The organism is Mycobacterium sp. pR1184, assembly GCF_041287235.1.
Taxonomy (GTDB): Bacteria; Actinomycetota; Actinomycetes; order Mycobacteriales; family Mycobacteriaceae; genus Mycobacterium.
Window position 1 is genome coordinate 151,525 of the sequence record NZ_JBGGKR010000006.1, and the last position, 19,122, is coordinate 170,646.

At 67.1% G+C, this 19,122-nt stretch carries 17 protein-coding genes and 1 pseudogene; 11 read left to right on the plus strand and 7 right to left on the minus strand.

The window, feature by feature from the left end; translation table 11 throughout:
- Positions 1-39: 39 nt before the first annotated feature.
- Positions 40-735 (plus strand): dienelactone hydrolase family protein, encoded by a 696-nt coding sequence (locus tag ACAG21_RS12710; RefSeq protein WP_370496633.1) that lies wholly within the window; start codon positions 40-42, stop codon positions 733-735.
- Here ACAG21_RS12710 and ACAG21_RS12715 read toward each other — a convergent pair.
- Together ACAG21_RS12715 and ACAG21_RS12720 are read right to left on the minus strand one after the other, a co-directional pair.
- On the minus strand, positions 724-1,581 hold the full coding sequence (locus ACAG21_RS12715) for a type 1 glutamine amidotransferase domain-containing protein (RefSeq protein WP_370496474.1): 858 nt from the start codon (positions 1,579-1,581) through the stop codon (positions 724-726). The genes ACAG21_RS12710 and ACAG21_RS12715 overlap by 12 nt on opposite strands.
- Positions 1,582-1,588: 7 nt before the next feature.
- Positions 1,589-1,975: a PPOX class F420-dependent oxidoreductase gene (locus ACAG21_RS12720; RefSeq protein ID WP_370496475.1), complete on the minus strand. Its 387-nt coding sequence runs from the start codon at positions 1,973-1,975 to the stop codon at positions 1,589-1,591.
- 113 nt (positions 1,976-2,088) lie between these two features.
- Between ACAG21_RS12720 and ACAG21_RS12725 the strand changes: the two genes are divergently transcribed.
- From ACAG21_RS12725 to ACAG21_RS12740, 4 genes are read left to right on the plus strand one after another with little or no spacing between them, the layout of a single operon-like run.
- Entirely contained in the window at positions 2,089-3,318 is a 1,230-nt protein-coding gene (locus tag ACAG21_RS12725; protein WP_370496476.1) for a hypothetical protein, read from the plus strand.
- On the plus strand, positions 3,315-4,472 hold the full coding sequence (locus ACAG21_RS12730; RefSeq protein ID WP_370496477.1) for a sulfotransferase: 1,158 nt from the start codon (positions 3,315-3,317) through the stop codon (positions 4,470-4,472). Before ACAG21_RS12725 ends, ACAG21_RS12730 begins: the two co-directional genes overlap by 4 nt.
- Entirely contained in the window at positions 4,459-5,127 is a 669-nt protein-coding gene (locus tag ACAG21_RS12735) for a TetR/AcrR family transcriptional regulator (RefSeq protein ID WP_370496478.1), read from the plus strand. Before ACAG21_RS12730 ends, ACAG21_RS12735 begins: the two co-directional genes overlap by 14 nt.
- A 14-nt stretch (positions 5,128-5,141) precedes the next feature.
- A complete protein-coding gene (locus ACAG21_RS12740) occupies positions 5,142-5,945 on the plus strand; it encodes an SDR family NAD(P)-dependent oxidoreductase (RefSeq protein WP_370496479.1) in 804 nt (267 codons plus the stop codon).
- Between the two features lies 1 nt (position 5,946).
- On the opposite strand, the gene cobN is transcribed toward ACAG21_RS12740, so the two are convergent.
- Positions 5,947-9,522, minus strand: coding sequence for a cobaltochelatase subunit CobN (gene cobN, locus ACAG21_RS12745; RefSeq protein ID WP_370496480.1), 3,576 nt, complete (start codon positions 9,520-9,522; stop codon positions 5,947-5,949).
- A 416-nt stretch (positions 9,523-9,938) separates the two neighbouring features.
- On the minus strand, positions 9,939-10,586 hold the full coding sequence (locus ACAG21_RS12750; protein ID WP_370496481.1) for an alpha/beta hydrolase: 648 nt from the start codon (positions 10,584-10,586) through the stop codon (positions 9,939-9,941).
- Between the two features lie 305 nt (positions 10,587-10,891).
- Between ACAG21_RS12750 and ACAG21_RS12755 the strand changes: the two genes are divergently transcribed.
- Positions 10,892-12,343 carry a DUF222 domain-containing protein gene (locus ACAG21_RS12755; RefSeq protein ID WP_370496482.1) on the plus strand — a complete coding sequence of 484 codons (1,452 nt, stop codon included), beginning with the start codon at positions 10,892-10,894 and terminating at the stop codon, positions 12,341-12,343.
- 56 nt (positions 12,344-12,399) lie between these two features.
- On the opposite strand, the gene ACAG21_RS12760 is transcribed toward ACAG21_RS12755, so the two are convergent.
- Together ACAG21_RS12760 and ACAG21_RS12765 are read right to left on the minus strand one after the other, a co-directional pair.
- Entirely contained in the window at positions 12,400-12,828 is a 429-nt protein-coding gene (locus ACAG21_RS12760) for a DUF2267 domain-containing protein (RefSeq protein ID WP_370496483.1), read from the minus strand.
- Between the two features lie 14 nt (positions 12,829-12,842).
- The gene (locus ACAG21_RS12765; RefSeq protein WP_370496484.1) at positions 12,843-13,052 is read right to left on the minus strand and encodes a dodecin family protein; all 210 of its coding nucleotides are present in this window, start codon (positions 13,050-13,052) and stop codon (positions 12,843-12,845) included.
- 150 nt (positions 13,053-13,202) lie between these two features.
- On the opposite strand from ACAG21_RS12765, the gene ACAG21_RS12770 reads away from it, so the two are divergent.
- The 4 genes from ACAG21_RS12770 to ACAG21_RS12785 all read left to right on the plus strand — a co-directional run bounded on the left by ACAG21_RS12770 (position 13,203) and on the right by ACAG21_RS12785 (position 16,744).
- Entirely contained in the window at positions 13,203-13,412 is a 210-nt protein-coding gene (locus ACAG21_RS12770; RefSeq protein WP_370496485.1) for a hypothetical protein, read from the plus strand.
- A gap of 86 nt (positions 13,413-13,498) precedes the next feature.
- A complete protein-coding gene (cobG, locus tag ACAG21_RS12775) occupies positions 13,499-14,611 on the plus strand; it encodes a precorrin-3B synthase (RefSeq protein ID WP_370496486.1) in 1,113 nt (370 codons plus the stop codon).
- A 19-nt stretch (positions 14,612-14,630) separates the two neighbouring features.
- Positions 14,631-15,257, plus strand: coding sequence for a precorrin-8X methylmutase (locus tag ACAG21_RS12780; protein WP_370496487.1), 627 nt, complete (start codon positions 14,631-14,633; stop codon positions 15,255-15,257).
- The gene (locus ACAG21_RS12785) at positions 15,254-16,744 is read left to right on the plus strand and encodes a precorrin-2 C(20)-methyltransferase (protein WP_370496488.1); all 1,491 of its coding nucleotides are present in this window, start codon (positions 15,254-15,256) and stop codon (positions 16,742-16,744) included. Before ACAG21_RS12780 ends, ACAG21_RS12785 begins: the two co-directional genes overlap by 4 nt.
- Before the next feature lie 6 nt (positions 16,745-16,750).
- Here ACAG21_RS12785 and ACAG21_RS12790 read toward each other — a convergent pair whose 3' ends face one another.
- Positions 16,751-18,313, minus strand: a complete 1,563-nt coding sequence (locus tag ACAG21_RS12790) for a PPE family protein (RefSeq protein ID WP_370496489.1) — start codon at positions 18,311-18,313, stop codon at positions 16,751-16,753.
- Between the two features lie 116 nt (positions 18,314-18,429).
- Between ACAG21_RS12790 and ACAG21_RS12795 the strand changes: the two are divergent.
- Positions 18,430-19,047: pseudogene (locus ACAG21_RS12795) on the plus strand (DUF2275 domain-containing protein); the annotation flags it as partial.
- Positions 19,048-19,122: the final 75 nt, after the last annotated feature.

A 19,122-nucleotide genomic window follows, 5' to 3' on the forward strand; every position in this document is an offset into this window, starting at 1 on the left:
CCCTGGTGGTCGATGTCGCGGCTGCAGTTAGATGACGATATGACCACGATTGAGATCGATACGCCGGACGGACCGATCGATGCGCTATTGGACACACCGGCCGGTGAGGGCCCCTGGCCGGGTGTGGTGGTGATCCACGACGCCTTCGGCTACGGCCGGGACAAGCAGCAGACCAACGACCGCATCGCACGGGCAGGGTATCTGGCGCTCACGCCGAACATGTACGCGCGCGGCGGCCGCATCCGATGCATCACCCGGGTGATGCGTGAGCTGATGACACAGCGCGGCCGTGCTCTCGACGACATTCTTGCGGCCCGCGACTACCTGCTGAAGCGGCCGGACTGCACTGGGCAGGTTGGGATCGCCGGCTTCTGCATGGGCGGCCAGTTTGCACTCATCATGTCGCCCAAGGGTTTTGGCGCTTCCGCTCCGTTTTACGGCGCTCCCCTGCCCCGGCACCTGAACGACACGTTAGAGGGGGCGTGCCCGATCGTGGCAAGCTTCGGCGGGCGCGACCCGCTGGGCAAGGGCGCACCCGAGAAGTTGCGCGAAGTGGTTGCGGCCAAGCAGATCACCAGTGACGTCAAGGTCTATCCGGAGGCCGGGCACAGCTTCGCCAATACCCTTCCCGCCCAACCACTGCTGCGCATCACGGGCTTCGGCTACGACGACGCCGCGACCGAAGACGCCTGGAGTCGCGTCTTCTCCTTCTTCGGGGAGCACCTAACGACGTAGTTTGTCCGACACGACGCCGGCGAAGGTGTGGGTATCGCCGGGCCAGCGCGCCGAGATGTAGTTGCCGTCGTCGACGACGAATGCGGGCCGCGAGTCGGTCGCGGTGTCCCGCGCCATCCCGGACGACTTCAGCCGCCAGTGCGGCGTACCGCGTGCGACGTCGCGGAAATCCGTCGGATCTTCAAGCGCGCGTGTGACTTCCGACTGCACGGACATAAAGCCTGTCGCCTGACCGGGCGCTTCGGTGTAGGTCCGGTAGTAATCGGGATCCCAGAATCGGGTGATTCGGGTCAGCCGCCAGGCCAGCCGCTCCATCGCCCAGGTGAGCGCCGTGGTCTTGCGTCCGTACAGCACCGAGCGACCCGTGTTGGGATCGATACTGCGCGCGGCCAGCAGCACACCGTGACAAATCGCGGCCACGATCATGTCGCGGGCAAAGGCCTCGACGACGAGGCGCTGCAGGATGTCGCTGTCGATGTAGCTGCGCATCCCACGGGCGCGATGACCCCCGGGCAGCAGCACCGCGTCGACGCCGTCCAGCGTGGCTTGATGCCAGCTGACGGGGTGCTGGTACTCCGGTGAATCCGCCATCGCGGCGTAGGCGGCGCGACCGTTCTTGTCGGCGCGCAGCGCCAGGCCGACGAGTGACAGTGAGCCCACTAACGGCAGCGCGGACCAGATGTCGAGCCCTCGGCCGGTAACCATGATGTCGTCGGCGACACCGGGCGCTCCGCTTTCGGTCGCGAAGATCACCCGGTGCCCGTTGTCGGTCAGGACCCGCCAGCTGACGGCGACCTCGGTCGGGTCGAAGTCACGATCCGGGATCGGGATCAGCACCGTACTCATGAAGGCTTCAGCCTTGGGCCACTCGCAGTTCGAGACCGATGTTGCTTTCCATACCGCCGCGTAGCTTGCTGAAGAAGTTGAAGACCGTGCCGACGATGCCGTAACGCTTGCCGATCGCGTCGTAAACGGTGCCGGTGTCCGACTTGTCGAGCAGGGCCGCGGTGCCCTCGACCGCCTCGCTCGTCGGGCGACCACGCATGGTGCAGGTCGCCATCGTCACGCGGGGTGTATTACGAATCCGCTTGACCTTCCAGGAGTTTGCCTGCGTGATCACCAGCAGGCGGTCGCCGTCCACCGCGGTCCAGATCGGGGTTGGCTTCGCCCGACCGTCCTTGGTGAAGGTGGTCAGCAAGATGTATTGCGCCTTGGCGAGGTCGGCAAAGGTGGGCGTCACGGTCTCAACCTACCCGTGAACGTTGACATTCTCAGCAGTCGGCTGCAATCGTGTTAACTGAGAACGTCATTTTCGTTTAAGCACCTGTCGCAACGACCGGAGCGAGGACACGCGTGAGCGATCCGAACAAGCCGATGACATGGCTGCCGTTCTCGATCACCGAGGCGGCGCTGGCCGGCCCCGACGTCGACGATGTCGAGCTGTCCCAGGCGTGGTCCTATCTGCAGGACCAACTGCGCGAGGCAGCGGGGATCGTGCGGTCGAACCCCGCCAGCCGCAATCGGGTCGACCTCGCCGCGGGAATGCGCCACCTGCTGGTGCTGCTCACCGCCGGCATCCACGAGGTGCTGCGTTTCGACCCCGATCCCATCCTGTGTGTGCAGCGCACCAGCACCGACGATCTCGTGACCTGGGGAATGGAGTGTCCGGACTGCATCTACACCAGCGCCGTGCTGCGCGGGGGTGAAAGCTATCGGTTGTTCGGCAATCGGGGCACCGCCCGCTACGTCGGTCTGCAGACGATGAACGGCATCGTCGCGACGGCCAACGAACTGGTCGACGAACTCGAGGTGGATGCCGACGGGAACTTCGAGGTGGTGTTATCCGCTTCGAAGCAGGCGGCCGGCAATTGGATGCGCCTCGACGGTGATCACCCGATATTGACGGTGCGGCATTTCTTCTACGACTGGAACACCGAGGTCGCGTCGTCGTTGCGCATCGAACGGATCGGCGACCCGGTTGGCGCAACCGGCCGCGCGGTCGATCCGGCCGTGACGGTGTCACGACAGCTGGTCGCCCTCGGCGATTTCGTGAAGGACAACCTCGCGTTCTTCCTGCAATTCGGCGCCGCGGCACCGACGAACGGATTCCTGCCGCCGATCGACCGCTCCGATATCGGCGCGGCCGCGGAAAACCGGCCCGTGATCGGCCGCTGGGAGCTGGGCCCGGGCGAGGCACTGGTCGTGGAATCCGAACCGCCCGAAGGGCTTTACTGGAGTTTCTCCATCGGCAATCCCTGGTGGGAGACGATTCACTACGGTCGTCATCAGTCCAGCCTGAATGCCTTCCAGGCTGCGGTGGATACCGACGGAATGGTACGCGTGGTGCTGTGCTCGCAAGACCCGGGCGTCGCGAATTGGCTTGACACCGCGGGCTTCAGCAACGGGTCGATCATCTTGCGTTGCGTGCGAACCAAAACGGCGCCGACGCCGTCGACACGAGTCGTGGCGTTCGACGACATTCGCGCGGCGTTGCCGCCGGACACCGCGTCGGTGACGCCCGAGCAGCGGGCCTGCATCATCGCGGCGCGCCGTACCGCTGTGCGCGAAAGGTTCGCCCGATGACGTTTGATGCCGACGAATTGGAGAACGGTGCAAGGGCGGCAACCGGTCTCGACGATTTCGGTTCGCCGTACTACCGCGAGGGACTCGATCGCATCGTCGACGCGCTGAACACCGAGGCCGACCTCAATGACATCGGCCAGGTCATCCAGCACGCGACGATCAGCAACGCGTTGATCCAGCGCCTCAAGGTCGAGGACACCTACCGACAGCATCCCGAGATCGACGACGAGGTCGTCGGCGGCCCGGTGTTCGTGATCGGCCTGCCCCGCACCGGCACTACGGCATTGAGCCAACTGGTCGCCGCCGATCCGCAATTCCGGTCGCTGCGGACGTGGGAATCTCAGGCGCCCACTCCGCCGCCGGAGGCTGCGACACAGCACACCGATCCGCGAATCGCACAGACCGAGGCGAGCCTGAAGATGCTCGACGACATGTTCCCGTTGATGAAGACGATGCACAACTCCGAAGCGACGGCCGCGACCGAATGCCAGGACCTGATGGGAATGAGCTTTCGTACCTTCCACTTTGACGGCGCGGTGCGTGCCCCCGGATACCTGGCGTGGCTGATGGACTGCGACATGCGCGAGACTTACATTTTTCACCGGCGGGTGCTGCGGTTGTTGCAATGGCATTGCCCGCCGACTCTGTGGCACCTCAAGACGCCGGTGCACATGTTCGCCTTGGACGCGCTCGTCGCGGCCTACCCGAACGCCAAATTCCTGTGGAGTCACCGCGATCCGGCCAAGGTGCTGGGTTCGGTGTGCAGCCTGATCCAGTACGTCCGCAGCTGGAGCAGCAACCGCAACGATCCGCACGAGCTGGGCGCCGAGCAACTCGACAGCTGGGTCGAAGCCGTCCGGCGGGCAATGGATTTCCGTTCCCGAGTGGGCTCGGATGGTGGCCGGGACCGCTTCGCCGACATTTCCTTCGCCGATTTGCAAACCGACCCGGTGGGCACGTTGCAGGCCGGCTACGAACGCCTGGGGTTGAGCTTCACCGACGCCGCCTCGAACGCGGTCACGCAATGGGCGCAAAGCCACAGACCCGGCTCTCGCGGTGCACACGACTATGACCTCGCCGAGTACGGCCTGAGCACGGAGGGGGTTCGCCAACGCTTCGCGGACTACCTCGCCGCCTACGATGCCACCGCCTGAGCGCGCCAGCGCTGCCCGGACGCGGCGCCGCGACAAGCTGGAGCCAGATCCGGCGGTGCGTCGCGAGATTCTGGCGGCCGCGTCGACGACCCTGCGCGAGCAGGGGGTTCCCGGCTTGAGCATCGCCGCCGTGCTGGACCGCGCCAAGTTGAGTACCCGCGCCTTCTACCGGCATTTCGACTCGAAGGACGAACTGGTTGCCGCGGTGTTCCTGGAGACCGCACGCGCGGAGAGGCGGCGGCTGCAGCGGCGAATGTCGGTTGCCACCAACGAGATCGAAGCGGTCGCGGCGTGGATCGACGGGCGGCTCGACCTGGCGTTCGACGACACCGTCAAATCCGATCTGCGGCGGCTGTCGCTGGAAGCTCAATCGCAAACGTCGATCTCCCCCAGCCTGATTCAGCCCGCATACGCCGAGATGCTCCAGCCGCTCGGCGACGCGCTGCGGCGGGGGCTGCAGACCGGGGTGTTCCACCACATCGACCCGGTCAACGGCGCGGAGTTCATCCAGGGCGTGGTGTGGGCAAGCATAAACCGGCAGTGGCGAACCGGCGATTGCGACCGCACCGAGGTCCGCAACGACGCGCTCCGGTTCTGCCTGCGTGCGTTGGGCGTGCCGCTGGGTGCGATCAATCAGATCTGTTCACCCGACTGATCGAGGGAGTAGCGATGGACCTGGGTTTTAACGAATCGACGGCGGTGGTGACCGGTGGCAGCAAGGGAATGGGACTGGCTATCGCCGAAACCCTTGCGGCTGAAGGCGCCAGCGTGGCGGTGATGGCGCGCAGCCGAAAAGCGCTCGATGCCGCCGTGGAATCGCTTCTGGCAGCCGGCGCACCCGACGCCGTGGGAATCAGCGTGGACATGGGTGACGCGGAATCCATCGCCGAGGGTTTCGCCGCCGTGGCCGAACGCTGGGGCCGACTCAACAGTCTGGTGCACACGATCGGCCCGGGCGACGGCTACTTCGAGGCGATGGACGACACGCAATGGGAGGAGGCGTTCGCGCTGGGCACGATGTCGGCCGTGCGGTCGATTCGCGCGTCGTTGCCGCTGCTGCGCGCGGCGGACTGGGCCCGCATCGTGACGCTGTCCGCACACTCCGTTCAACGCCAGAACCCGCGCATCGTCGCCTACACCGCATCGAAGGCGGCGTTGGCCAGCGTCACCAAGAATCTTTCCAAAAGCCTTGCTGCCGATGGCATCTTGGTCAACTGCGTGTGTCCCGGGACCATCGTCACCGCCAGCTTCACCGATAACCTGAGGGAGATCCTGGCAGCCGACGGCCTGGACGCCACCGACCCGGTGGATGTCATGACCTGGATCGACAACAACTTTCATCAACCCTGTGACCTTGGTCGCGCCGGGCTTCCCGAAGAGGTCGCATCCATCACCGCCTATCTGGCGTCCCGGCGCAACGGCTACGTCACCGGGGCAACGGTGAATGTGGACGGCGGATCCGACTTCATCTAGGTCAGCCTTCGAGATCGCCTTCGGTTTCCAGCAGCGCCTGGCGCAGCCCGTCCAGGGTTTCCGGTTGCGGCTGCGCCCACATACCGCGCCCGGCGGCCTCCAGCAGTCGTTCGGCCATGCCGTGCAACGCCCACGGGTTGGATTCCGTCATGAATTTGCGGTTCTCCGGATCCAGCACGTAATGCTCGGTCAGCTGTTCATACATCCAGTCCGCCATCACCCCGGCGGTGGCGTCGTAGCCGAAGAGGTAGTCGACGGTGGCCGCCATCTCGAACGCACCCTTGTAGCCGTGCCGGCGCATCGCGGTCATCCAGCGCGGATTGACCACCCGGGCCCGAAACACCCGCGTGGTCTCCTCGGACAGTGTGCGGGTGCGGATCGCGTCGGGTCGGGTGTTGTCGCCGATGTAGGCGGCCGGTGCCTTGCCGGTCAGCGCTCGCACCGTGGCGACCATGCCGCCGTGGTATTGGAAGTAGTCGTCCGAGTCGGCGATATCGTGCTCGCGGGTGTCGGTGTTCTTGGCGGCCACGGCAATTCGGCGATACTGCCGGTTCATGTCTTCGACCGCCTCGCGACCGTCGAGGTCACGTCCGTAGGCGAACCCACCCCAGGCCGTGTACACCTGGGCGAGGTCAGCATCGTCGCGCCAGTTCCGGCTGTCGATCAGCTGCAGCAGCCCCGCGCCGTACGTGCCCGGTTTGGAACCGAAAATCCTTGTGGTGGAGCGTCGTTGGTCACCATGCTGGGCCAGGTCGGCCTGCGCGTGCGCGCGGACAAAGTTGGCGTCGGCGGGTTCGTCGAGTTCGGCCACCAAGCGCACCGCGTCGTCAAGCATCGTGACGACATGCGGGAACGCGTCGCGGAAGAATCCCGAGATGCGGACCGTCACGTCGATCCGCGGGCGGCCCAGCTCGGCCAGCGGAATGGCAGTCAATCCGACCACGCGACGCGACGCGTCGTCCCACACCGGCCGAACACCGAGCAACGCAAAGACTTCGGCGATGTCGTCGCCCGCGGTACGCATCGCCGAGGTGCCCCACACCGACAGTCCGACCGACTGCGGCCACTCCCCGTGGTCGTTGCGATACCGGTTCAGCAGCGAATCGGCAAGCGCGACACCGGCTTCCCAGGCCAACCGCGACGGTATCGCCTTGGGGTCGACGGAGTAGAAGTTGCGGCCGGTGGGCAGCACATTGATCAGGCCGCGCAACGGTGACCCCGACGGTCCTGCCGGTATGAACCGGCCGTCGAGTGCCCGCAGCACCTGTTCGATCTCCGCCGCGGTACCGGCCAGCCGGGGCACTACTTCGGTGGCCGCGAATCGCAGCACCGTGGCGACGTCGGAGTTGTCGGTGATCGTGTCGACGGCGTCCGGGTTCCAGCCGCTGGCCTGCAGCGATGCGACCAGTTCCCGCGCGGCCGCCTCGGTTTGATCGACAGTCGTCCGCTCGTCGGTGCCGTCTTCGGCGAGACCGAGTGCTTGTCGCAGACCGGGGATGGCCTGCTCGCCGCCGAACAGCTGGCGGGCCCGCAGAATGGCCAGGACGAGGTCGAGTTCTGCTTCCTCCGTGGGCTTTTGCCCGAGGATATGCAGCCCGTCGCGGATCTGGACATCCTTGATCTCACACAGCCAGCCGTCGACGTGCAGCAGCATGTCGTCGAACGAGTCTTCTTCGGGCCGTTCGGTCAGGCCCAGATCGTGGTCCATCTTGGCGGCCCGGATCAGCGTCCAGATCTGCTGGCGGATGGCGGGCAGCTTGCCGGGATCCAGGGCGGCGACGTTGGCATGCTCGTCGAGCAGTTGCTCCAAACGCGCGATGTCGCCGTAGCTTTCGGCGCGGGCCATCGGCGGGATCAGATGGTCGACGAGCACCGCGTGCGCCCGGCGCTTGGCCTGAGTGCCCTCGCCAGGGTCATTGACGAGGAACGGGTAGATCAACGGCAGGTTGCCCAGTGCGGCGTCGGATCCGCAGGCCGCCGACATGCCCAGCGTCTTGCCCGGCAGCCACTCCAGATTTCCGTGCTTGCCCAGGTGCACCACCGCGTGCGCTCCGAATCCGGCGTCGAGCCAATGATAGGCGGCCAGATAATGGTGGCTCGGTGGCAGGTCCGGATCGTGATAGATGGCCACCGGGTTCTCGCCGAACCCGCGCGGCGGCTGCACCAGCAGTACCAGGTTGTCGGATTGCATTGCAGCAATGACGATCTCGCCGTCAGCATCGTGGGTGCGATCGACGAACAGCTCTCCCGGTGCGGGACCCCAATGGGTCTCGACGGCCTCGCGGAATTCGTCGGGCAGGGTGGCGAACCAGGCGCGATAGTCGGCGGCGGACACCCTGACCGGGTTGCCGGCCAGCTTCTCTTCGGTGAGCCAGTCGGGGTCCTGCCCGCCTCGTTCGATCAGCGCGTGGACCAGCGCATCGCCGTCATTGGCGTCGATTCCGGGCAGATCGCCTACCCGATAGCCGCGCTCGCGCATCGCCTGGACCAGTGCCACCGCGCTGGCCGGGGTGTCCAGTCCTACCGCGTTGCCGATGCGGGCGTGCTTGGTGGGATACGCCGAGAACACCAGGGCCACCCGCTTATCGGCGGGGGCGACGTGTCGCAGCTGTGCGTGCCGGATAGCCAGGCCCGCGACCCGCGCGCAGCGTTCGGCGTCGGCCGCATAGGAGATCAGCCCGTCGTCGTCGATCTCTTTGAACGAGAACGGGACGGTGATGATGCGCCCGTCGAACTCGGGCACCGCCACCTGAGTGGCCACATCCAGCGGGGACAGGCCGTCGTCGTTCTCGTCCCACTGATCCCGCGAACTCGTCAGGCACAGCCCCTGCAAGATCGGAAAGTCCAGGGCGGCAAGGTGTTCGACGTTCCAGCTGTCGTCGTCCCCACCGGCCGATGCGGCCGCGGGCCGCAGTCCCCCGGCGGCCAGCACCGTGACCACCATCGCGTCGGCGTCGCCGAGCCGTTGCAGCAGCTCGGGCTCGGCGGTGCGCAGCGACGCGCAGTAGACCGGCAGCGGTCGTGCGCCGGCGTCTTCGATTGCCGTGCAAAGCGATTCGATGTAGGCGGTGTTGCCGGCCAGGTGTTGCGCGCGGTAGTACAACACCGCGATGGTGGGGCCCGTCGTTTGCCGGGCCGCGGGCCGCTCGAGTTCCCCCCAGGTCGGGGTCACCACCGGTTCGGTGAAGCCGACGCCCGTCATCAGCACGGTGTCGGACAGGAAGGCGTGCAGCTGGCGCAGGTTCTCCACGCCACCATGGGCCAGGTAGATGTGCGCCTGCACCGCGATTCCGGCGGCCAGTGTGGACAGTCCGGTCAACTCGGCGTCGGCGGCCTGCTCGCCGCTGACCAGGATCGTCGGAATGCCACTCGCGAGCACGGTGTCGATGCCGCTTTGCCAGGCGCGATAGCCGCCGAGGATCCGGACCACCACAATCTCGGCGTCAGCCAAAAGGTCGGGCACCTCTTCGTCGGACAACCGCGCGGGGTTGGCCCACCGATAGTTTTTCCCGCTGGAACGGGCGCTGATCAGGTCGGTATCGGATGTCGACAGCAGGACGATCGTCGGCTCAGCCACTCATCATTCGTACCGTAACGCGACCGGTGGGCGGACGGCGCCCGCTCAGATCCCGGTGCAGATGCTGATGAAACGGATGGGCGCGCAGACGCTGACCCAGACGTGTGGCCGCGGGCCGGACCAAGCCGGCGGCGGGGGCGGGGGCGGCGGGGCAGCCGGCGGCGGGGGGGCCGGCGCTTGGGCGGCGACGACGCACGTGTTGGATGGCGCGTCGTAGACGGTCCCTTCGCCACATTGGGCCGCTCGACTAATCGCCGGCGACATCGCGGTCGCGGCGGCGGCGAGTGCGAAAGCGGTCGGGAGGATGAGTGCCAAGCGATTCGCTATCTTGAACATCGCAGCTCTCCGTGCGTACCGTTTCCCCCTCAGCAAACATTGCCACAAATGCCGCCGCCCCGCGCGTGTTCATATCGTTTTCAATGGAGTACCGCCGCGATCCGTGCGGCGACCTCGCCCACGACGTCAGCAGGCTCGGCCGCGCGGTAGCGATCGGCGGTCGGGTCGTACTCCGCTCCGGCGATCGACCCGTGATCGGCCGCCAACTCTGCCAGCTGCACCGGCCACCCGACGGCTTCGAGCTGGGCGGCGAAGTCGCGGCTGGCCGTCACCGGAACCACATCGTCGTCCAGGCCGTGCAGCAGGGTGAACGGCGGACCGGCCGGGCCGGGACTCAGTCCGTCGCCCGGGATGCGACCCGTGATCGGGTCGGGGACCGTGAAAGCGCCTGCCAGACAGACGGTATGGGTCAGCGGGACATCCCGGCGAGTCAGTGTCAACCCTGCCGCGGCGAGGCCGCCCATCGACCACCCGACGAGCACGAAGCCCTTGCAGCGCTGGCGCATGAACTCGACCGATCCCAACAAGTCCGCGCGGCCTCCGTCGTGGGAATGCGAATCCCAGTCGGCCACCACGACGTTGGCGCCGCGGTCGGCCAGCACGCCGGCCAGCGGCCGGACGACAGCGCGGGCATTGGCCTGCATGCCGTGCCATACAAGAACGGCCGGCTGAGTTCGATCCCCGAAGACATCGGCCAAGCGTCCTGGGGCGTACTCCATCGTCTGCACCACAGCAGGGTGCCCACCGCGACCCGCGGCAATCTTCGGACTTGTCGGTGGACGTCTGTCTTGCGTCAAGAAGTTGGCAGGTTTCTAGGTGGAGGTAGGCCTGTTTGGGGGTGCGGTCTGATGGGTTTGCAGACGATCCGGAAGTCTTGGATTTCCATGTCGAGGGCGTCGCCATCGAAGAGGGTCCGGATGTTTGTTCGCCGCGACCGAACCGTGTAAACAACCTTTCAGTCACGTCCGCAGTTATCCACAACCTGCGACCCTGCCAAAAGTTTGAGGCAGTAGATCGGGGTATACTCGAACATATGTTCGATGGATTGCAGGGTGCGGACGAGCTACTGCGCGCCGACGATGCGACCGTGGTCGCGGCGATCGCGGAGTGGACGCGAGCCGAAGCCGCCGCTTCATCGCGCCGGCTGGCGGCCATCGCCGAACTGGTGCGCCGCCGCGCGGTGGGTCCCGTCGACCATGCGATGTGGTCATGTGACAACTGGGATGCGATGGCCGCCGAAGTGTCTGCTGCACAAGGCATCAGTCACTCCATGGCGTCCGGTCAGATGCATCAAGCCGTGGCATTGCGCGACCGGCTACCAGAAGTAGCAGCCCTCTTCTTTGACGGCGCCATCAGCGCTCGGCTGGCCGCGGCCATCGTGTGGCACACGGAATTGATCAAGGACCCGGACACGTTGCGGCTGGTCGATACGGCACTGGCCAAGAGCGCGGCCCGATACGGGCCACTGTCGGTGAATAAGACGGCGCAGGCCATCGACGCGATAGTCGACCGCTATGACCCCGGTGCAGTGCGCCGGAGCCGAGCGGCTGCGCGCAGCCGGGACTTGGTGGTCGACCTGGCCAATGACGAGTCGGGAACCGCCGCGGTGTGGGGCCGGCTGTACGCCACCGACGCCGCGGCTTTGGACCGACGGCTCCTGCACATGGCCCACGATGTCTGCGACGACGACCCGCGGACCCTCGCCCAGCGCCGTGCCGATGCGTTGGGCGCGCTCGCCGCGGGAGCAGAGCGACTCAGCTGTGGCTGCGACAATGCCGAATGCGCGGCGCGCCTAGAGTCCGACGAGCGCGCGACGGGCGTCGTCATCCACGTCGTCACCGAGCCGTCGGCGCTGCAGAGCACGCCCGTACCCTCGAGCGTTAACCGGCCGTCCGCGTTGATCACCGGTGGCGGGACGGTTCCCTCGCCACGGCTCGCCGAGCTGATTCGAGATGGTGCGAAGGTGCGGCCGTTGCGTCATCCCGGCGCCGGCAGTGCGGGCGAGCCGAGTTACCGTCCGTCGGCGGCGCTCGAAGCATTTGTGCGATGCCGCGACTTGACGTGTCGATTCCCCAATTGCGATCGTCCCGCCGAGATCTGCGACATCGACCATACGATCCCCTACCCGTTCGGCCCCACACATCCGTCGAACCTCAAATGCCTGTGCCGAAAACATCACCTGCTCAAGACTTTCTGGACAGCTTGGCGGGACGAACAGCATCCCGACGGTGCGGTTGTCTGGACTTCACCCAGCGGGCACACCTACACCACCCGGCCCGGCAGTCTGCTGCTATTTCCCACGCTGTGCCTGCCAACAGGCGAATTAGCCGGCGCGCCAAGGGCTGCCGACCGGCTCGACTGCCGCGGGGTCATGATGCCCAAGCGGCGGCGCACCCGCGAGCAAGACCGCGTCCGTCGCATCAACGCAGAGCGTTCACTAAACGCCGCTCACGTCGCCGAACGAAATCAGCCGCCGCCGTTCTGATTTGCGGTCAGCCCCGGGCAAGCCATCCTTTACCGCCACCCGCGTTATCTTCTGCCCTACTGGGGTTGCAGTATCTTGCGGATTTCGATGGGCAACTGCCCCAGGGCCTTGTCGATCTGGGCAGCCGGCAGATGATGCAACGCGGCCGCGGTAGTGGCTGCAGCGGCTTTGCCAACGTCGCAGAGTGCGATGTTCGCCTCGCGAGAGAACCGGACGGTATAAGCGTCGGCGTCGTACTTGTCGGGGACGGCATTGGGGTCCCACGCCTGGTAGAAAACGCCTCTGATCAGGTCGGGCAGCTGGGCCGCAAAATGAGCGCTCGCCTCTACCGTGAGCCGATCGCGCAGGGTATGCAGCCATGCTCTCAGGACTCGGTAAGCGAACTCGCGATCCTCGGTGTCGAACTCCGCGGCGACATCATTTACCCACGTATGTGCGGAATCTATTGCATGGTCGAGCGCTGTAACGCTGGTTCTCGTCGACATGGCTACCTGCGGCTCTAGTCGAGGACGAATGTGACCAGCATGTTGACGCGGTAGGCGACAACTCCGCCGTTCTCCACATCCACTACCTGTTCCTTGATCCAGGCCGACTTGACGCCACGTAAGGTCTGCTCGGCCCGAGCAATGCCGGTCTTCACGGCATCTTCGAAGCTGGTGTCGGATCTCGCGCTGATCTCGGTGACGCGCGCGACGGTACCTTCAGGCATGGTGACCTCCCGGAGTCGATACGGATTGGCTAATCCAGGACAATGACCATCTAATTGCGGCACGGCCAGAACTGGTAGGGACGAAGTGCCCGGTGCTGCGGGTCTTTGGGCCACAGTCTCTTTGGCGCAAACCTTCTAGCCTTGAGCTTCATGGCGATCGAACCGATTATCGAGCGTGACCCGAGCCATAAGTGCCCGATCTGCGGTGGAGATACCGAGCTGTACACCATCGGCGTTACGCAGTGGAATGGCGAGAAGCACCAGACGCAGATTTCGTCGCGGCCACGGCGGCGTTGTGCCGACCTCATGTGTAAAGGCCACGACGACGGTCTGGATAAATATGACTTCGGCGACCGTTAGCCGGTGCCGATACAAGGTCGGTTCATGGGCCAGGCGGGCACACGATCGTGGTTTTCAGCGCGGCGTTCTGCTCTACCGTGGATTGCATGGCCCGAACCCGCGACAGTGACGCGTGCCCCGGCGCGCTGCAGGTGCACCAGGCCGCCGACGGCGCTCTGGTGCGCGTGCGACTGCCGGGCGGGATGATCACCGCCGCGCAATTGGCGGCGCTGGCCGGCCTATCCAGCGGCTTCGGCTCGGGAACGTTGGAACTGACGGTGCGCGGCAATGTGCAGTTGCGCGCGATCACTGACGTGGCGGCCGTCGCGGAGGGCATCGCCAAGGCCGGGCTATTGCCGTCGGCGACGCACGAACGGGTGCGAAACATCGTCGCCTCGCCGCTGTCCGGGCGTGCGGGGGGACGCGCGGATGTGCGGGCCTGGGTGGACGCGCTGGATGCGGCGATCTGCGCCGAGCCGAAACTGGTCGATCTGGGCGGCCGGTTTTGGTTCAGCATCGACGACGGCCGCGCCGACGTGTCCGGGCTGGGCGCCGACGTCGGGGTGCACGTCTGCGACGACGGCTACGCACTACTGCTGATGGGACGCGACACCGGCCTGCGGATGGCGGTCGACGATGTGGTCGCGACGCTGGTCGGGATCGCCGTCCGATTCACCGAGATACGCGAAAGCGCTTGGCGTATCAACGAATTGACTGATATCGAGGAGCTACTGCCCGGCGCGGACTTCGGTGCCGTCCCGTTTGCGCCCGTCCCCAAACCGCCGGTGGGCTGGATAGCCCAGGACTGGCCGGGTCAGCAAGGCCGGGTTGCATTGGGCGCCGCGGTACCGCTGGGTGTGCTGCCCGCACACGTCGCGGAGTATCTCGCCGTGATCGAGGCCCCGATGGTGATCACGCCGTGGCGTTCGGTGCTGGTGTGCGACCTCGACGAGGGCGTCGCCGACGCCGCGCTGCGGGTGCTGGCGCCGCTGGGTTTGGTATTCGACGAGAACTCCCCCTGGCTCGACATCAGCGCCTGCACCGGCAGTCCGGGCTGCGCTCGCTCGGCCGCCGACGTGCGGGCGGACGCGGCCGACCTTGTCGGGACGGATTCGCCGGTGCATCGTCACTTGGTCGGCTGCGAACGCGCGTGCGGCAGCCCGCCGACCGGACAGGTGCTGGTCGCCACCGGCGACGGATACCGGCTGCTTCGAAGTTAGGGGGCCGTAGGGTGGGCAGGTGCTCGACTACATCCGCGACGCGGCGGAGATCTATCGCCAGTCGTTCGCGACCATCCGCGCCGAGGCCGACTTGGCCCGATTCCCCGCCGACGTGGCCCAGGTGGTCGTCCGGTTGATCCATACCTGCGGGCAGGTGGACGTCGCCGAGCATGTGGCCTTCACCCGGGACGTGGTGGCGCGGACTGGCGCCGCGTTGCGACAGGGTGCTCCCGTGCTGTGCGATTCGTCGATGGTGGCCGCCGGGATCACCAAAGCACGGCTGCCCGCCGGCAACGAGGTCGTGTCGTTGGTGGCCGACCCTCGCGCACCCGAGTTGGCCGCGCGACAGCAGATCACCCGGTCGGCGGCGGGCGTGGAACTGTGGGCCGACCGGCTCGACGGTGCGGTGTTGGCGATCGGCAATGCGCCTACCGCGCTGTTCCGGCTGCTCGAGCTGATCGACGAGGGCGCGCCGGCACCGGTGGCGGTGCTGGGCGGGCCGGTGGGATTCGTCGGTTCGGCACAGTCCAAGGTTGAGCTGATCGAACGCCCACGCGGAATGTCGTATCTGGTGGTGCGGGGCCGCCGCGGCGGCAGCGCGATGGCCGCCGCAGCCGTCAACGCGATCGCGAGCGACACCGAATGACGGACTCCTCAGACCAGCGAGGCACGCTGTGGGGCGTCGGCCTGGGCCCCGGCGATCCGGAGTTGGTGACCGTCAAGGCGGCGCGGTTGATCGGCGAGGCCGACGTCGTCGCGTACCACAGCGCCCGGCATGGCCGCAGCATCGCGCGCGGCATCGCCGAACCGTATCTGCGGCCCGGCCAGATCGAGGAGCACCTGGTCTATCCGGTGACCACCGAGGTGAGCGATCATCCCGCCGGCTACGCCGGTGCGATGGAGGACTTCTATATCGAGGCCACCGAGCGCATCGCCGCGCACCTCGACGCGGGACGCAACGTGGCGCTGCTGGCCGAAGGCGATCCGCTGTTCTACAGCTCGTATATGCATCTGCACACCCGGTTGACGCAGCGGTTCGACGCCGTCATCGTGCCCGGAGTGACGTCGGTAAGCGCCGCTTCGGCGGCCGTGGCAACCCCACTGGTGGCCGGCGACGAGGTGCTGTCGGTGCTGCCGGGAACCCTGCCCGTCGCCGAGTTGACCCGCCGGCTCGCCGAGGCGGACGCTGCCGTGGTGCTCAAGTTGGGCCGTTCGTATCACACTGTGCGGGAAGCTCTTTCAGCGTCCGGGCGACTGGACGAAGCGTTCTACGTGGAACGGGCCAGCACGGCCGCGCAGCGCATCTTGCCGGCCGCTGACGTCGACGAGGCCAGCGTGCCTTACTTCTCCCTGGCCATGCTGCCGGGCGGACGCCGGTTGCGGGAACGCTCGGCGGTCGGGGCCGTCGCCGTCGTGGGGCTGGGCCCCGGCGACCAGGACTGGATGACACCGCAGAGCCGACGTGAGCTGGCCGCCGCGACCGACCTGATCGGCTACGGCAACTACCTCGATCGCGTCCCGGTGCGCGACGGCCAGCAGCGCCACCCCAGCGACAACACCGACGAACCCGCGCGGGCGCGCCTGGCCTGCGCACTGGCCGAACAGGGCCGCGCCGTCGCGGTGGTGTCGTCGGGCGATCCGGGAGTGTTCGCAATGGCCACCGCCGTGCTGGAAGAGGCCAAACAGTGGCCCGGGGTTCAGGTTCGCGTGATCCCGGCGATGACCGCGGCCCAGGCCGTCGCCAGCCGCGTCGGTGCGCCGCTGGGTCACGACTATGCCGTGATTTCGCTGTCGGATCGGCTCAAGCCGTGGGACATGATCGAGACGCGCCTGACCGCCGCGGCGGCGGCCGATCTGGTGCTGGCCATCTACAACCCCGCGTCCAAGAGCCGGACCTGGCAGGTCGGCGCCATGCGCGACATCCTGCTGACCCATCGCGAGCCGGGAACGCCGGTGGTGATCGGCCGCAACGTGTCCGGGCCCGACGAGGATGTCCGCGTGGTGCGGCTGGCCGACCTTGATCCGGCCGACGTCGACATGCGCTGCCTGCTGATTGTCGGGTCGTCTCAAACCCAGTGGTACACAGACGATTCCGGCGACAAGGTGTTCACGCCGCGGCGCTACCCTACCTGAAGCCGGCTAGTCCTTGTCCCAGGTTTTCGGCAGCATCGGCACGGACGGACCGTCATTGAGCCCGTCGCCGGTCAGCGTCGTCAGCCCTGCGGCGTGGTCCGCACCGGATTTGGCCGCGGCACCGGCGAATCCGAGCGGCCCCGCACCGGACTCCCCGGCCGTGGTGGCGGGCTCGTCGTCCGGCGCGGCGGGGGTGTCCTCGAGGTCCATGAACTCGTATCGGTAGGCCTTGTCCTTCGCGGTTCCGCCGCGACGTCGGCGGGCCTTCAACCGCTCCTTGGCGGATGCGGCAGCCGACGCGGCCGGGGCGTCGGCGTCGTCCGGCGCGGGCTCCTCGGACTTGCGGCGAGACCGGTTTCGCGCGCTGGCACTACCCGAAAGTCCGGACAGCCCAACGGCATACAGCGCGTCGGACAAACCGGCGCCGAGTCCGGTCGTACTGGTCGGGCCGAAGCCAACGCCGGGGCCGCCACCGACCGGCGGAGCACCGTGCGCGGGCATGGCGGTTGCCGTCGCGGGTGCCGGAGCGGGCGCGCTGACACTCGAGCTGGTCGGCACATTGCCAAAACCCGCTGGAGCCGGCGCGGTGGGCATCGGCGTGGGCGCCATTGCTGGCAACGGCGGCTGGATCGACAGGGGAACCGCGGTGCTCACCGCGATCGCCGCGGCGCCCGCCGCCGCACCAGCGGCACCGGCAGCGGCGACGGCCATCATGGCCGGGATGGCGACCACGGCCAGCTGTACCGCGACCTGGATGAACGGCCAGAAGATCATCAGGGTGTGGAAGATGGCCCAGCCCATCGCGCTGGCCAGCGTCGGCGACAGCCCCAACTGCGTGAAGAACGAGGCGAGGCTGTTGACCCAGGGCACCGGCGGGAACGGCCAGCCACCGGGGTTGAGTTCCTTGGACACCGGCCACGCAAAACTACTGGTGTATTGGCGCAACCACGCTTCGAGCTGATCCATCCAGGACGGGTACTGCGGCGCCGCGGTGGTGGCTTGCTGCTGGGTGGTCGACGTGTTGGCGGCCGCCGCCATGATCTGCGGCGCGGGGGTCGACGGCGGCACCGCGGCGAGCGCGGATTCGCTGACCGCCTCATAGGTGCTCATCGTCGTGGCGGCCTGCACCCACATGCGCGCATAGTCGGCCTCGTTGACGGCGATCGGGATCGTGTTGATGCCGAAGAAGTTCGTCGCGACCAGGGCACCGTGAATCGCGTGGTTCGCGGCGAGCTCGCCCATCGTGGGCATGGCGGCCAGCGCGGCCGTGTAGGCGCCGGCGGCCGTCTCGTGCAATGCGGCCGCGGCCGTGCTGTCCGCGGAGCTGGCAAGCAGCCAGGTCAAGTACGGGGCGTGGGCGGCAACGTACTGCTCCGCGCTCGGGCCCTGCCACTCCCCGGCCTGCACCGCGCCCAGCAGTCCGGTGAGTTCGTCGGCGGCGTCGGCGTATTCGGTGCTCAACGCCGACCACGCCCCGGCCGCCGCCAACAGCGGCCCCGGTCCGGGTCCACTGCTCAGCAGCGTGGAATGCACCTCGGGTGGAAACGCGAGCCAGATCGGGGCGGTCATGAAAGCGGGCCTTCCGGGGCGATGTGGGCTGTCCTTAGTGGTCGTTGCGGCCCGCGATTTAGTTCCCACCGGGTTTCTTCTTTGCGCCCGGCGCACGCATGCGCAACGATGCAGGGATGCGGTGTGATGTTGCGCGTGAAGCGCTTTCCGCCCGATTGGACGGCGAGCGAACAGACGTGCTCGCCCAGCAGGTGGATGCCCATCTGGAGACGTGCCGTGGGTGTCGAACCTGGCTGATCGGCGCGGCCACCCAGACTCGGCGGCTGGCCTCGATCGAACCCGGTGACGGCCCAGATCTGGTCGCCCGAATCATGGCGAGCATCGACGAGGACCCGGCAGCGCGTAACGGCTGGATGCGAGCCGTTCGGGCGCGCTACGCGCGGTGGGGACTCATCGCCGTGGGCGCCTTCCAGGTGGTGATCGCGGCTGCGCAAATCGGCGGCATGAGCTTTGGGATGGTGTCGCATCACATGCACGGCGCGATGTCCGGCGAGCACCTGCTGCACGAGTCGACGGCCTGGTTGTTGGCGTTGGGGGCCGCCATGATCGCGGCCGGCGTGTGGCCGGTGATGGCGACCGGCGTGGCGGCGATAACCGGTGCGTATTCCCTTGGGCTGATGGGTTATGTGGCCGCCGACGCCCTGGACGGCCAGGTCACCGCGACACGCGTCGCCAGTCACGTACCCGTGCTGCTGGGGCTGGCGTTCGCGGTGTTGGTGGCGCGCGAACGGACCGGCGGCCGCGGGTCAGGCGAATCCGACTTCGATTCTTTCGATGGCGAGCTGCCCGCCAGTTTCCCCACTCGCCGC